The organism is Luteolibacter sp. Y139, from assembly GCF_038066715.1.
Lineage (GTDB): Bacteria > Verrucomicrobiota > Verrucomicrobiia > Verrucomicrobiales > Akkermansiaceae > Haloferula > Haloferula soli.
Window position 1 is genome coordinate 87,632 of the sequence record NZ_JBBUKT010000017.1, and the last position, 15,246, is coordinate 102,877.

The 15,246-nt window shown below is 63.3% G+C and carries 9 protein-coding genes and 1 pseudogene; 3 read left to right on the plus strand and 7 right to left on the minus strand.

All coding sequences use genetic code 11. From position 1 onward, the window contains the following. Window positions 1-148: 148 nt before the first annotated feature. The 6 genes from rho to WKV53_RS27415 all read right to left on the minus strand — a co-directional run bounded on the left by rho (window position 149) and on the right by WKV53_RS27415 (window position 9,760). Entirely contained in the window at window positions 149-2,074 is a 1,926-nt protein-coding gene (gene rho, locus WKV53_RS27390; RefSeq protein WP_341408038.1) for a transcription termination factor Rho, read from the minus strand. 223 nt (window positions 2,075-2,297) lie between these two features. After that, window positions 2,298-4,925 (minus strand): Amuc_1098 family type IV pilus outer membrane protein, encoded by a 2,628-nt coding sequence (locus WKV53_RS27395; protein WP_341408039.1) that lies wholly within the window; start codon window positions 4,923-4,925, stop codon window positions 2,298-2,300. A 72-nt stretch (window positions 4,926-4,997) separates the two neighbouring features. After that, complete coding sequence (locus tag WKV53_RS27400) at window positions 4,998-6,056, minus strand: Amuc_1099 family pilus-like system protein (protein ID WP_341408040.1); 1,059 nt, start codon at window positions 6,054-6,056, stop codon at window positions 4,998-5,000. 21 nt (window positions 6,057-6,077) lie between these two features. Beyond that, on the minus strand, window positions 6,078-7,133 hold the full coding sequence (locus WKV53_RS27405) for an Amuc_1100 family pilus-like protein (RefSeq protein WP_341408041.1): 1,056 nt from the start codon (window positions 7,131-7,133) through the stop codon (window positions 6,078-6,080). A 33-nt stretch (window positions 7,134-7,166) separates the two neighbouring features. Continuing rightward, window positions 7,167-9,044, minus strand: coding sequence for an Amuc_1101 family PilM-like pilus complex protein (mul2B, locus tag WKV53_RS27410; RefSeq protein ID WP_341408042.1), 1,878 nt, complete (start codon window positions 9,042-9,044; stop codon window positions 7,167-7,169). 80 nt (window positions 9,045-9,124) lie between these two features. After that, window positions 9,125-9,760 (minus strand): Amuc_1102 family pilus-like protein, encoded by a 636-nt coding sequence (locus WKV53_RS27415; protein ID WP_341408043.1) that lies wholly within the window; start codon window positions 9,758-9,760, stop codon window positions 9,125-9,127. A 225-nt stretch (window positions 9,761-9,985) separates the two neighbouring features. On the opposite strand from WKV53_RS27415, the gene WKV53_RS27420 reads away from it, so the two are divergent. Next, the gene (locus WKV53_RS27420; RefSeq protein WP_341408044.1) at window positions 9,986-10,636 is read left to right on the plus strand and encodes a type I 3-dehydroquinate dehydratase; all 651 of its coding nucleotides are present in this window, start codon (window positions 9,986-9,988) and stop codon (window positions 10,634-10,636) included. Window positions 10,637-10,646: 10 nt separating this feature from the next. Here the strand turns inward: WKV53_RS27420 and WKV53_RS27425 are convergent, their stop codons facing one another. Beyond that, a complete protein-coding gene (locus WKV53_RS27425) occupies window positions 10,647-12,644 on the minus strand; it encodes an ATP-dependent DNA helicase (protein WP_341408045.1) in 1,998 nt (665 codons plus the stop codon). Window positions 12,645-12,917: 273 nt separating this feature from the next. Here WKV53_RS27425 and WKV53_RS27430 point away from each other — a divergent pair, with 273 nt between their 5' ends. Continuing rightward, on the plus strand, window positions 12,918-14,282 hold the full coding sequence (locus WKV53_RS27430; RefSeq protein ID WP_341408046.1) for an LptF/LptG family permease: 1,365 nt from the start codon (window positions 12,918-12,920) through the stop codon (window positions 14,280-14,282). Between the two features lie 125 nt (window positions 14,283-14,407). Further along, a pseudogene (locus tag WKV53_RS27435) lies at window positions 14,408-15,246 on the plus strand (hypothetical protein); the annotation flags it as partial.

The following is a 15,246-nucleotide window of genomic DNA, read 5'->3' on the forward strand; positions in this document are numbered from 1 at the left end:
ATTTCTCCGCGCAAATTGCGTCGAATTCCTTGTTGTTTCAAGCGTCGCCACCTTTCCGCAACCTTTCGCGCGGAAGGGTGTTACAAGGCATTTACAGGGTGCATCACCACCACCGGTGAAGCTGTTTCGCCGCCCCTCCGGGAGTCCGTCAACGCAATCCGCGGAGCAATAGTTCGGCGTTCGTCTTGGTCGCCTTGAGATTCTTCAGCAGCGTATCAATTGCATCGCCAATCGGCAATTGGGCCAGTTGGCGGCGCAGGTCCAGCACCTTGAGGAACTCGTCCGGATGATAAAGGCGCTCATCATTCCGGGTGCCGCTCTGCGGGATATGGATCGCAGGGAAGATGCGTCGTTCGGCGAGCTCGCGGTCGAGCCGCACCTCCATGTTACCCGTGCCCTTGAACTCCTCGAAAATCACGTCGTCCATCCGGTTTTCCGTTTCGATCAGGGCCGTGGCCAGGATCGTCAGACTGCCGCCTTCCTCGACATTGCGGGCATTGCCGAAGAATTTCCGGGACTTCTGAAGCGCCACCGGGCTGATGCCGCCGCTGCCAATCGGACCACCCTGGTTGGCCGAATTGTGGCCGCGGGCAAGGCGGGTCAAGCTATCGAGCAGCAGCACGACATCCTTCCCCTGCTCCACCAGCCGGCGGGCGCGCTCGATGACCAGATCCGCGACCTGGGCATGGCGGCGGGGAGCCTCGTCGAAGGTGGAGGCGTAAACCGTGGTGCCCACGGTTTCCTCGAAATCCGTCACCTCCTCGGGGCGCTCGTCCAGCAGCACCACGATCAGTTCTACTTCCGGGTGATTCTTGCGGATCGCCTTGGCAATCTGCTTCAGCAGGATGGTCTTGCCGCCACGGGGCGGAGCGACGATCAGGCCGCGCTGGCCCTTTCCAAGCGGAGCCACCAGATCCAGCACGCGAACTCCCACCGCCTCCGGCCCGTCCGCTTCGAGGACGATCCGACGGTCAGGGAAGAGCGGAGTGAGCTTGTCGAATTCCTTCGGCACCTTGTATTCGGCGGCCGGGATTCCCTCGATTTCGAGGATCTCGACGGCGGAAAGATACTTGTCGCGGTCGCGCGGCGCGCGGATCCGCACCTTCACCCGGTTCCCCGCGCGCAGGGCATGGTCACGCAGCAGGTGGCCATTGACGTAAAGGTCATCCGGCGAGGTCCGGAAGCTGCGGGCCGGATCGCGGAGCATCGCGTAGTTCTCCTTCGCCTGCTCGACGATGCCTTCGCCAATCAGCACGGCCCCTTCGTTCGCGTAAAAGCTCAGCAGCTCGAACACGAGCTGGGTCTTGGGCGCACCCGGTGTGATTCGCGCGGGCACGGCCTCCGCCATCGCCAGCAGCTCGCCGAGCGGCTTGAGGCGGAAGGCATTGATATCGATGGTCTGGGGCAAGGGTGCTGCTTCCTGGACGGCCGGTGCGGCAGTTTCAGGGGTTTCAGGCAGGCTGGTATCGTCGCTCATGATGGCGTGGGATTGAAGGAAGCGCAGCCACTGCGCCTCGAGAACCGAGGGCGGTCCCTCGTTCCAAAAAACATGGTCGGCCCTGCGCAGCTTTTCCTCCTGCGGCATCTGCGCCGCGAGAATGGAAGCGATGGTGGCCTCGTCGAAGCCATTCCGCTCGCGGAGCCGCCGGTACCGGGTTTGGAGACCGGCCGCCACCAGAAGGTTTCCGTGCTGTCCGAAATCGAAAGCGTTCTCGAACAGGAGCGGAATGTCCGCCACGAACAGGGACGCCGGGAGTTTGCGGGCAGCCGCCAAAGATTCAAGACATTCCTCCCGCACCCGGGGATGAACGATTCCCTCCAGATCCCGCCGCGCCGCCGGGTCGCCGAAAACCGCCTGCCGCAGCGCCTGCCGGTTGATCGCACCGGATTCTCCCTCCACCCCTTCCCCGAACCGCGCGCGGACCCCGGAGATCACCACCGGATCACTCTCGTAGAGACGATGCACACAGGCGTCCGCATCGAAGATCACCACGCCCGGGCAAACTTCCGCGAGCACCCGGCAAGCGGTCGATTTCCCGCTGGCGATCCCACCGCTGAGGCCGAAGACAAGCACGCCCGAGAGTGAAGCGCGGGCGGTCCTCCGGGCAACGCCGAAATGACTGCAGGCCGGAGTCCAGTATTCCAGTAGGTATAGGAAACTGGACTTACCGGACTTCCCCACCGGCAGACTTTGATGGGCCCATCCGGCCTCCTGCCCACCCTTCCCTACAAAACAAAAAAAGCGGGCGGGGAAATCCCCGCCCGCTTTGGAAACATCACTCGGATGATTGGCTGTCTTACTGAGCCGGTGGCGGCGGCAGCAAGTCAGGGCCGGCAGCACCACCGCCGATCATGGCGGCTTCATTGGCTGGAGCCTGCGGAGCAGCATCCACTCCGCGAAGCGGACGGCCGGTAGCATCGATGATCTGCGCGGTCACGAAGATGATCAGGTTGCTCTTGATCCGGTTCTCGGCACGCGACTGGAACAGACGACCCACGATCGGGATGTCACCGAAGATCGGCACGCTGTCTTCCACCGTCTGCACGTCCTCGCGCATCAGGCCGCCAACTGCAACGGTGTAACCGTCATAGATGGTCAGCGCCGTGGTCACGCGGCGGGTCGAGAAGACCGGCATTTCGATGCGGTTTTCCGTGATGGTCACCGTGGTCGGGTTGCCGAGGAAGTCGGTCGCCGGGGATTGGATCGGGCTGCCGTAGTTGACGAAGCCTTCGAACTCGACGATTTCCGGTGCGAAGCGGAGGTCGATCACGAAGTCATTGCCACCGATGGTCGGCTCGATTTCCAGGGTGATACCGGTGTTCCGGGTCTCGAAGGACGTCGGAGTGGCCGGGGTCACTGGGAACGAGCTTGCGCCACCGCCGATGCCGCCGAGGCCGCCACCGTTGGTGAAGCTGCTGCCGATCGAGTTCGGAAGTTCCGGGGGCTCGTATTCGGTCGGGTAGATGAATTCGCGGATGATTTCGATCAGCGCCTTTTCACCGGAGCGAGCAGTGATGCTCGGAGCGGTCATCAGGTCGGTGCCCTTCTTCTGGGCGAGGCCGCGCATGATCATCTGCACCTGGCCGTCGGAGAACAGACCGGTCAGGGCTGCGATACCAGGAGCCGGAGAGGCGCTGGTGTCGGAGCGGTCGGAGTTGTTCAGGATGGCGTCGATGCTGTTGCGGTTGATCGCACCCAGACCGGAGCGGTTGCCCGCGGTCATGATGTTGCTCACGTCGGTGCTCGGATCGGCCGGGATACCCGGGATCGTCACGCCGGCGATTTCACCGATGAAGTCAGCATTGGTGCGGGACTGGCCGTTGCCGACCGTGCCACCGCTGGCGAAGACCTGGTTGGCGGAAAGGCCGAACGGCGAAACGATCCAGTCGAAGCCGAGCTCGTCGGTGTTCTCCTGGGAGATTTCCACGAACTTGGTGGAGATCTTCACCTGCTTCGGAGCGTCGGTCACCACCGATTGGACCAGCGACTCGATCATGTCGATGTTGGTCGGGGTGTTGCGGACCACCAGCTTGGAGCCGGTCAGGGTCGCGGAAGCACCGGCCACGTCAGCCACACCGCGCTCCTTGAGGAGATCGCCGATCTTCGGACGAGGCTTGATGCCAGCACCACCGGTGCCACCGCCGCCGGAAGCGAACGGATCATCGGCTGCAGCAGCACCACCGCCGCTGGCGCCTTCACCACCACCGAGGCGGGCAAGGAAGTCCGGCGGGACATTGAAGGTGCGGTTGATGAGGTCTTCACCGGTCTCCGTGGCAGGCACGAGAGTGACGGCGTAGTCGTCGACCTTGAAGCGCAGCTTGGTCTTTTCGCAGATGTAGCGAAGGACTTCCGAGAGCGGCACGTTGCGCAGGCTGAGCTGGTCGATGCGGAGGGCACCCGGATTGGCAGCGGCACCCAGGCCGGCACCGGCGTCGGCGTCCACGCCGGCGTCAGCACCACCGGAAGCGCGCGGCTTGCGGATGACGAAGTTGATGCCCTTCTTGGCCGGGTCGATTTCGGTGGTGTCGTACTCGGCGGCACGGACACGGAGGAAGTCGATGGCTTCTTCAACGGAGGTGTTGTCGAAGTCGATGACCGGGATGTTGATCGTGCGAAGCTTGGTGAAGATCGCGGTCGCACCACTGGTCGCGACGGCCGGACCGTTGCCGGTCAGGTCTTCGGTGACGAGCGGCGGCACGGCGAGTTCCCAGGCACGGTCCACTTCGGCGAGAAGCTGGGCGCGGGTCTGGTCGTAGGCAGCGCGGTAGTAATCCGCACGAGCCTGGGCGACCACTTCCATACCACGGCGGGCAGCCTTGTTGTATGGGTCGAGACGAAGGACGTCCTCGTAGGTCTTGTGAGCGTCGTCGAACTTGCCGAGGTTGTAGTTGCCTTCAGCGATGTACAGCTTGCGGCGAACTTCGTCGGTGTTCTGCGTGTGCTGATAGGTCAGCGCTGGGTTCGTGCGGATCGGATCGTCGAGATACTCGATCAGGGTCTTGGCCTGAATGTTGTTGGGATTCAGGGCGAGCACGTCATTGGCGAGCTGGCGGGCCTCGTCATACTTGCCAACCTTGCGGTAGCTCTCGCCAAGGGCAGACGAACCGTCGGCAAGCACCTGGGTGAGGTAGGTCCGGCGATCCTGGACCATGGGGGCATCAGGCAGCACGTCCAGAGCGGCCTTGTACTTGTCCACTGCCACCTTGTAGTCGCCCTTGGCATATGCCTCACGACCTTCGTCGCGGAGCTTGTCCGAGGTGGCGACCGCGTTTTGGCGGCGAATCATTTCTTTCTGGGCGAGTCCGCTGTAGCTGCCGCCGCCTTCTCCGGCGTTGGCGACTGTCAGCGTGACCGGCATCACGGCGGCCACTGCCAGTAGGGCGGCGACGGTGCTGCAGGTGCGATGCGTTGGCGTTTTTTGCATGGTTGGGGCTGTGTTCTGCCGGGCTAACCGGCGGTTGGGAAGCGCTATTTTCAAAAACAGTTTGATTTTGTGTTAAGGCGTGCCGCCCTTTGCAATGTCCTGGGTTTTGGTCTGTCCGTCGGCGTCCTTGTACTCGACCTGAATGCCTTCGGGCGTAACTTTCTTAAGCGTGTAATTCTTTTCGGGAGCGTCCGGCGGAAGCGCGAACTTGGTGTTCTCTTCGACCTTGAATTCCTTGCCCTTGTAACCAATGGCGCGGAGTTCCAGAACGGCGGTGCGGTCATAGTAGGCCGCGGCTTCCAACTCGGCGTCGGGCAGGCCAGCTTGCGACTCATACTTCTGGCCCACCTTGTTCGGCTTGAGGTCTTCGTAGTGGCCGACCTTCACCTTCTGGGTGAGCTTGGTCTTCTGGCTGGTCACCTCACGCTCGTCGATGCCGGTGAACTTGAAGCGATTGGCCAGGGCACCCTCCTTGAAGAAGGTGGCGCCGACATCGAGCATCTCGACGGCGCTCACGCGGTTCTCCACCTTCTTCTTGTCCGGGGTGCGGGCCGTGAGCTTGGGAGCCCACTTGCCGCTCGATTCGAGGCCGAACTGGACATACCACATGGTGGACTCGTCCTTGAGATAGGCCAGCTTGTCGATGAGAGCCGGGATGCTCTTGGGATCGATCGGATCGGTCTTGGCTTCGTACTCCTCACGATTGGTGAAGCCATCACTGTCATCGTCACGGCTCGGCGAGTCGGCGAAGGTCATGTTGGCACCGGTCTTGATCCACCATGGGTTGGGAATCCCCTCGTGAACCGGCTTCATCTTCGGGCTCATCGGGTCGACCGGGATGTTCGGATTGTTCTTGTCGGCAAACAACGGGATGCCAACGAAGAGATCGACGCCACGGCTATTGGCTTCGGCTTGTTCGATGACACGGTCGGACTTGAGCGAGGAAACCGCCTTGCTGGTGGCCTCCTGCTCGGGGATATCGATCTCTTTTCCACCGGTGGTGGAAGCGGTGCGGTTGAAGTCGGCTTCAACGGCATTGGATTTCATGAAACCCAGGCCGGCACACGTCACGGCAATCACGCCGCCGACGCCGAGCAGGATTTTTTCGAAGTTCTTAGGAAGCTTGGACATGGAAGTGACTGGGTTTGGAACTTACTTGCCCGCTGCCTCGGCTTTCGGAGCCGGGGTCGTGGCCTTGGTTGCTTCGAGGAACTGGATGATATCGATCCGCAGGAAGACGTTCACCTTCTCGGAGCCGAGCACCTGCTGGAGGATCACACCGTCACCCCCTGCTGCAGGAGCAGCGGCGGCGGCTGGAGCGGCCGCAGCAGCACCTGGCTTCGCGGCACCACCGGCGGCAGGAGCGGCTGGCTCCTCACCCGGCAGCACGAAGCCACCGGCACCACCGAAGGGATCCGCGGCAGGAGCGCCACCTTCCGGCTTCGCCTCGCCGTCCTTCTTCTCGAACGCACCATCCGCAGCGGTTGGTGCCTTGAGCTTCTCGTTGATCACCCGGATCGAGCGCACCACGTAGTAGTGCGTCTGCGAGTCATCAAGCGAGGAGATGAACTTGCGCACCGAGTTCTCGTTGCCGGTGAAGGCAATTTCGATCGGCAGCGCGCGGAAGGACTTGCCCTTGGCATCGAACGGCTTGCCCTCTTCCTCGACCAGTTTCGGGCGATGGATGTTGAGGATCTTGGACGGCCCGGCCTTGGCCAGATTCGCCATCAGCTCGCTGACTGCTTCCAGCTGATAGGTCAGGATGCCGGTGGCACCCTTCTCCGGTGGCTTGCCCGTGTATTCCTCGTCGCCGAGGAAGAACTCCGGTGGCAGTTCGGTTGCAGTCGGCCGCACTTCGCCAAAGGCCTTGGCGGCGAGCTCCTTCGCCTTCAGCAGGGTCTCGCTGAACTGCGCCGGCTCCACGTTCGGAGGCGTCGGTGCGCGGAACTTGTCGAAGGACTTCTGCAGCTCATCGACCGACTTCTGATACTCACCCACGGCCTTCTTCTTGGCCTGGAGGTTCGCGTCATTCGGGTAAAGCCTGCCCTTGGTGATGGTGTCCACCTGATCGGCGGCAGTGCCATATTCTTCCTTGGCCTTGTCATACGCGCCGTTGGCTTTGACGCCCCAGACGATCAAGCCTGCGGCGGCGACGGCGGTGATGCCGCCCAAGCCGGCGACGAAACGGTTTTCCTGGATCCAGCTCATGGTCGAGGTCTATAAAAGGGTTTTGAGATCAAATTACTTGATGGGAACCTCGCGGGAGAGCGGGATGACAACTTCGAAAGGAGCGGCGAAATCCGACTCCGCCGGAGCACTCTCGAGCTGCTTGACGATCTGATCGTCCTTCAGCGGCTCCTCCGTCTTCTTGCCCTTGGCATCCGTCACCACGGCGGTGAAGTTCAGGTGCTGGGGCTTCTCGCGGAGGTTCTTGATGAGGGTGTAGATCAGGTTGCTGCCTTGCGGATTGTCCTCACCACCGCGCCAGAAACCGCGCAGGCGGATGGCATTGGCGGTCGCAGGGATTTCCGGACCCGTCGGGGCACCGGGCTTGGGTGGCTTGGCACCCTTCGCGACGGGAACTTCCACCTTGATGTTCTCCACTCCGGTGACGCCGTAGCCGAGCGCGTAGAACTCGCTCTTCACCGTCGACTTCGACTTCTTGTTGTCTTCGGCGCTGCCGAGCGGGTTGTAGTTGAACACCGGATCGAAGTCCGTGATCCAGACGGAGTCGCTGGCGAAGCCGGCCTGGATTTCCTGGATCAGTTCCGGCCAGAAGGTGCGGTCAGCCTCGGCGTCGGTGTATTGGGTCGCGAGACCCAGCAACTGTGCCTGCTTCTTGAACTCCTGGTCGATCGGAGTCGCGACCCGCTCCAGCTCTTCCTTCTGGTCCGCCATCTTCTTGCTCTCGTCGGCAGCCTTCGAGGCAGCCACGCTCGAGAGACCCGCCCAAGCGGCGAGACCCACGAGCAGCGCGGCAGCAGCACCGAGATAGAACGGCTTCTGCTTCTCCGCGAGACGGGCGGCTTGGACCTTGGTCGGAACCAAGTCGATATTGACCGAGGACTTGCCGGTGGCACGCAGGCCCAAGCCGATGAGCTCACCCATCAGGTGGGCTTCGCGGCCGAGCTTGTCGGTATCCACACCCTTGCCGACGGCGATGGCCGCGACCGGGTTGAAGAACTCGACCGGCAGGTGGAGCTTCTCTTCGAAGAACTCCTTCGTGTAAGGCAGGTTCGCACCACCACCGGCGAGGATGATGCGCTTCGGCGCATTGCCACCCTGTTGGCTCCGGTAGTAGTTCGTGGTGCGGGCGATTTCCGCAGGCAGCTGTCCGAGGGCATTGCGGATGGTGGTGGCCAGCGCTGCAGTCGTTTCATCGAGCTGCTCGGTGTGGCCGCCGCCCAGCGCGACGAGACCGCCATGGGTCTTGTGGCCTTCGGCTTCGGCGAAGGAAACGCCGTATTCCTTGGAGATCGCGGAGGTGATCGAGACGCCGCCGCGGTTGACGCTGCGGGTGAAGAAGCGCTTGCCCTCGATGTAAAGCAGGTCGGTCGACTTCGCGCCGATGTCGATCAGCAGCACCGGTTCGGTGACATTCGCGTAAGCGGCGCGGAAGGCATTGTAGAGCGCCATCGGGGCCACATCCACCTCGGCGGTGGCGAGGCCGGTTCCGGTGACGGACTCGTTCAGCTCGTCGAGCGCTTCGGCACGGATCGCAACGATCACGACTTCCTTCTCACCGGCGCTTTCCAGGATCTCGTAATCCCAGACGACTTCGTTGAGCGGGAAAGGAACGTGCTGCTGGGCCTCGAAGGTGACCAGCTGTTCGATATCGTCGTCACCGAGCGGTGGCAGCTTAACGAAGCGCGTGAAGACCGACTGGCCGGAGACCGCGTAGCGGACCTTCGACTTGCCGGCCTTGAGGCGCTGGGTGAGTTGGCCGATCGCATAGCCGATCTGAGCCGGACGGGATGCTTCGGTGGCGGGATCGGCGAGGATCACTTCGCTATCATAGCCTTTGAGAACGAGACCGCCGTTTTTGGACGGTTCGAACACGGCCATGCTCACGCGCTGGGAGCCGATGTTGAGGGCAATTGAGGACTGTGTATCAGCCATGACGGGCTTTGGGAAAAAACGGGGTTTTGGCGTCGTAGAACGGGGACGCGGAAGACATCAAACCAAGACAACCCTGCGAATTACTTCTCGCGCTTGATCTCGGCGTAGCGATCCCACCAGAGCATCGAGAACGGGGTCTCATCCTTGTTGAGAAGCGGGAACTTGTCGCTCTGGTCGGAGAGGCTGCCGGAGGTCCACCAGCCTTCTTTCTCCTTCACGGCGGCCTGGCCGACCTTCTCGCCATTGACGAGCACTTCCACGCCCACGGCGCGGACGGCGCTCTTGCCGGCCTTGTCCTTGCCGGTCAGGCGCTTGATCGCGGAAGGCGACATGTAGACCGAGCTGAAGATCTCCTCGTCGATCGGGACGTTGATGTGCTCGATCGTCTTGGTGAGCTTGATGAAGCCCTTGCCATCCGGATTGGCCATCGCGACGTACCACTTCACGGTGACGGCGTCGACGAAGCCGATCTTCTTCTGTTCGGCATTCTGGGCGGGCAGCTTGATGGCGACTTCGACTTCGAGCCAATCCTTCGGCTTGAAGCTCTTGGCCTTGCCCGAATTGACTTCCGGGGACGGGATGTCGTCGAAAACGAGGGTACCCACTTCAGCCTTGCCTTGGGCATGAGCCGGAGCCGCGAGGAACGTGAGTGCGGCAACGGAAGCGGCGACGGCGGCGAGCGCCGTCCTACGGAATGAACGAGGACAATGTTTCATTGGTGGGCTTTCGGTTTTTGGAGAACTAGGGAATGCGTCCCCGGATTGACCAGAGAAAATCGCGCCGCCATGGAGAAAAATCCGTCAGGTATTTACATGGAAGGCGCGGAGCATCGACCGCCGCAGTTGACAGTGATGCGACCCCACGTTTGTGCTTCCGGCGTGCGCTGTCCACAAGTCATTCTAAGCCCCGCACAACCGCGGGTGGTCGGGAGTTTCGGAAATGTGGAAAGCCTAGCAGCCACCACCTATCAAGAGGCCCTAGCAGCTTGCGATCTGTTGGAGATCCGGCTCGACCTGTTGGAGATCCCGGAAACCCGCCCGTGGGCCCACCTCACCGGCATCCCGATGCTCTTCACCGCCCGCCGCGGCGACGAGGGCGGACGGGGCGACCTGAGCGCCCTGCACCGCCGGGAACGGCTGGAGGCCGTGCTGGATGAGGCCGCGCTGATCGATGTGGAGCTGGAGTCCGTCCAGGAGCTGGAAATGGCCGAATTCCTGGAGGAGGCCCAGTCTCGGGGCGTCCCTTGGGTCGCCTCCTGGCATGATTTCGAGGGCCGAGCCGACTCCTTCGGAAAGATCCCGGCGATGGCCGAACGCGCCGCCGCCGCCGGTGCCGCGTGCTTCAAGGCCGCCATCCGCCTGCACGAAATGGAGGACGTCACCCGGCTCGCCAGCCTGCTCACCGGCACCCATCCCCTGCCCCTTTCCCTGATGGGCATGGGCCCGCTCGCCCCGGTTTCACGGCTGCTCTGCGCGCAATACGGCTCCGTCCTGAACTACGGCTTCATCGGCGATGCGCCCACCGCTCCCGGCCAATGGAGCGCCGCTCTCTTCAAGGAAGCCCTCGGAGCTTCGCAGATAAACATGGCCTGACTCGGCGGGCTTACTGGACGATTTCCACCGGAGCCTTCGGCAAGGCGTCCAGGAACAAGCGCCCATACCGCTTCGTTAGGATCCGGTTGTCCAGAATGCTCACCAGCCCGCTGTCCTTCGCCGTCCGGATCAGCCGGCCGACTCCCTGCCGCAGCTTGAGAATCGCCTCCGGCACGGAGTAGTCCATGAAGGGATTCCCACCCTCAGCCTCAAGCGCTTCCAAGCGCGACTGCGTGAGCGGATGATCCGGCACCGCGAACGGCAGCCGCGTCACCACCACATTCGAAAGCGCCTCTCCCGGCACGTCCACCCCGGTCCAGAAACTGTCCGTGCCAAACAGCACGCTGTGCACGTCCCGGCGGAATTCCTCCACCATCTTGTGCCGCGGCATCCCGTCACCTTGCACCAACAAGCGCCAGCCGCGGTCCTCGAAGTGACGCCTTAACTTCTCCGCCGCATCCCGCATCGTCCGGTAGCTGGTGAAGAGCACGAAGGCCTTCCCCTCGCTTGCCTCCACCGCCGCCCGGATCGCCTCGACCATCGCCTTCCCATACTGGGGACTCGCCGGCTCCGGCATGTTCTTCCAGATCCGGATCTTCATCTGCCGCTGGAAATCGAACGGGCTGCCGATGCACAGCGGCGGCACATCCTCCGCGCCCACCCGCCCGCGGAACCACCCCAGCAGCGGATCCCCCACCCCCAGCGTGGCGCTGGTCATGATGCAGCTCTTTCCCTCGCCGAAGAGCAGCCCGCGCAGCCGGTCCGCCACATGGATCGGCGCGGCGTGCAGGGAAAACAGGCTCTCGTCCCGGCCCGATTTCTCGACCCAGTGGACCATGTCATCGCTGCTCTGGTCGAGGAAGCAGCCGATCGCCCCGTGGGCCTCGCGCAGCTTCCGCGAAGCATCCTGGAGCTCGGCCTTGGTGGTCTCGCTTTCGACATCCGCGGCCAGCGCATCGATCTCCTGCCACAGCTTCCGCAGCGGCTCGGCGGCGCGGTTTGGCACCAGCTCCGGCTCTCGGACCCGCCATTCCTTCGAGTATTGCCCGAAGGTCGCCGCGTGCCCCAGATCGCTGAAAAACTCATCCGCCGCCTTCAGCGCCTCCTCCACTGCGAACAGCACCGAGGACTTCTTGAACGACCGCAGCGTGCCCTTCTTGGTCCGCGGATTATACAGCCGCTGGAGGTCGAAGCGCATCCCCGCCTGGCTCACCCGCAGGCCGAGCTGCACCGCCGCCACCTGCTCCAGCGTGTGCGCCTCATCCAGCACCACGAAATCATTCGGAAACAGGAAACCCGACGGCTTCTCCTGCTCCAGATTCTCCCCGGTATCCAGCAGCGCGAAGAACAGGGTGTGGTTCACCACCACCAGCTTCGCATCCGCCGCCGCCTTCCGGGCCTCCTGGTAAAAGCAATCCCCCTTCGGCCCGCAGTAGCGCGCCGTGCAGACGTGCGGCTCGGAGCAAACCTGCAGCCACACCTTCATCGACGGCTGGAATTCAAGGTCGCTCAGCGTCCCGTCCCGCGTCGCCTCCGCCCAGCGGCGGATCGACTCCAGCTCATCGCTCTCCGTCGACGTGAAAAGATCCCCCGCCTGCTCGCGCGCCCGCTTCAACCGCGCCGGGCACAGGTAATTCTGCCGGCCCTTCAGCAACACCGCCGGCAATTCCTCCCCGAGCAGCTTCCGCACGATCGGGATGTCCTTCCGCACCAGCTGCTCCTGCAGGTTGATCGTGTGGGTGGAAATAATCGCCTTCCGCCCCGTCCGCAGCGCATAGCGCGCCGCCGGGATCAGATACGCCAGCGACTTCCCCACGCCCGTCCCCGCCTCCGCGACCAGACAACGCTTCTCGATCAACGCCTCAGCCACCGCCATCGCCAGCTGCTGCTGCTCCGGCCGGAACTCGAAGTCCCGCGACCGCCCCATGCTCCCCTCCTTGGAAAAAGCCAGCCCGATTTCCTCGACGAAGGCGTCGGGCAGCGGCTGTCCCTCAAGGGTGGAAATCATGCGGACGGCATTGCGCCGGGACGACGCGGGAAAGCCAAGCGCCAATCAAAGAGGACAACGAAACGAACGAAATAGGCGAAATGAAGAAGCAGGGGATCGAACGGCCTTTTTTCGTCACTTTCGCTCGTTTCGTTGTCATCCCATTCTTCGAAACTCCGCGTTCTCCTCCGCGACCTCCGCGCCTTTGCGGTTCGTTCGTTCCACCTCCCACCCCCGTCCTTTACAAACGACCGTTCCACCGCATGCTCCCGGCCACGCCGTCGCCGTCATCTCATGCCGCGCATTCTCGTCCCCCTGCTCCTTGCCCTCGCCGGCGCCCTGCTTGCCCTGAAAATCGGGCCACTCGAGCAGGCCGCCGTTCAAGAGCAGCTCGATAATTTCCCCGACGTCCAGGCCCAGGCCCACCTGCTGCGCCCGGTCATCGCCGTCATCCTCTGCTTCCTGCCGGCCATCGGCGGCGTGCTGTATTATCTCGGCGACACGATGGCCCGCTACATCAGCCGCCAGTTCGTCTCGATCTTCGTGATCTGCCTGCTCGGCCTCTTCGCCGTCTGGCTGATCGCCGACCTCGGCGACAATCTCGACGACCTGAAGAACAGCAAGAACGCCATCGGCTACGCCGGACAGCTGTATCTCGCCCGGATCCCCGAGGTCATTCGCGAGCTGATGCCCTACTCGCTGCTGCTTTCCATCCTCTACTGCCTGGGCCGCCTCTCGCGCTCGCGGGAAATCGTGGCGATGATCCAGACCGGCCGCGGACTGGCCCGGCTCACGCTGCCGTTCTTCGTGGGCGGAGCCCTCGCCGCCGTCCTCTGCGCCGGCCTCAACTACCAATGGGCGCCCGCCGCCATCGCCGCGGAAAACGCCATCCTCCGCAAGGCCAAGGGCCAGGAAGGCGTCGCCGAACCCAACATCCGCTACCGGAATTTCGACGACCGCCGGCTGTGGATGATCGGCTCCTTCCCACAGGACTACCACAAGGGCGCCCCCTTGAAGCGCGTGACCGTCATCCAGGAAAATCCGGATGGCACCCTGGCGAAGATCATCTCCGCCAAGACCGCCGCCTGGTCGCCGCTGACCCGCAACTGGACCTTCACCGACCCCGAAGTCGCGGACTGCTCCGCCAAGACCGCACCGGACCAGGAATCCCCTGACTTCACCAAGGTCGAGACGCCGAATCCACTCGTCATGAAAGGCTGGAGCGAGGTCCCCGCGCAGCTCATCCGCCCCGGCCTGCCCGCCGCCCAGCTCGGCATTCCGGACCTGAATGACTGGCTCGCCGCGAATCCGCTCGGCACCTGGGCCAGCCGTGGCGGCCACCTCACCCAGTGGCACTACCGCTGGGCCCAGCCGGTGGGCTGCCTCATCGTGGTGCTCCTCGCCGTGCCACTCGGCGTCGTCTTCACCCGTCGTGGCGCCAGTGGCGGGGTCGCGGTGGCGGTCTTCCTCTGCGCCGGCATGCTGTTCCTGTCGAATGTCTGCCTGGCCCTCGGCGACTCGCGCCACCTCAGCCCGGTCCTCGCCGCCTGGCTGCCGAACTACATCTTCGGCATCATCGCCCTCTTCCTCTTCCAGCGCCGCCTCTCCGGCCGCCCGATTTACCAGACCATCCGCAAGTTCATCCCTGCGGAGGCGTGACCCACTGCCAGCGGTCAATCGTCAGCGGTCCTCGGGAACAGCCGTTGACCGGCCCGGACTTTCCGGGTCCACTTCCCCTGCCTTTCCACTGATCACTGACAACTGATCACTTCGGCACTTCTTCCATGGCCCTCCAAGAATCCTGGCACATCCGCTCCCGTTCCCGCGCCTGCGCCGCCACCGAGCGCTCCTTCGACGACGGCGAGCCGATCATGACGGCCCTCTTTCCCGACCCCGAATCCTCCGGCTACCTGCGGAAGGACTTCTGCCTCGATGCCTGGAAGGCCCGCACCGCCGAGGACGAAAAGCCGCTGTCCTTCTGGAAGACCATCTACCACGCCCCCGTCGCCGGTGAGAAAAAGGAAGACGTCTTCAAGAAGGAAAGCCCCGAGGAACTCCTGCGCCGCCTCGTCGAGGAAGACGAGGACCACACCGAAAACGTCCGCTACATCCTCGCCGTGATGCTGGAGCGCCAGAAGATCCTCCGCGAGACCGACACCCAGCGCACCAATACCGGCATCCTCCGCGTCTACGAGCACCGCAAGCTCGGCGACCTCTTCATCGTCCGCGATCCGGACATCCCCCTCTCCCAAGTCGACAAGGTGCAGGAGGAAGTGGTCCTCCTCCTTGAAAACGGCGGCCGCATCCCGGACCCGGAAGAACTGGAAGCCGAAGCGCCTGCCTCCGAAGCAGAAGCCGAAGCCCCCACCGATCCCGAAGCCCAAGCGGAAGCCGCCGCAGCCGGCGAACCCGAGGGCCCCACTCCCGATCTGGACGCTCTAACAGAAATCCCCGAGAGCGACTCGGAAGAAGACGACTCGGAAGAAGACGACTCGGAAGAAGACGACTCGGAAGAAGACGACTCGGAAGAAGACGACTCGGAGGAAGACGACTCGGAGGAAGACGACTCGGAGGAAGACGACTCGGAGGAAGACGACTCGGAGGAAGACGACTCGGAGGAAGA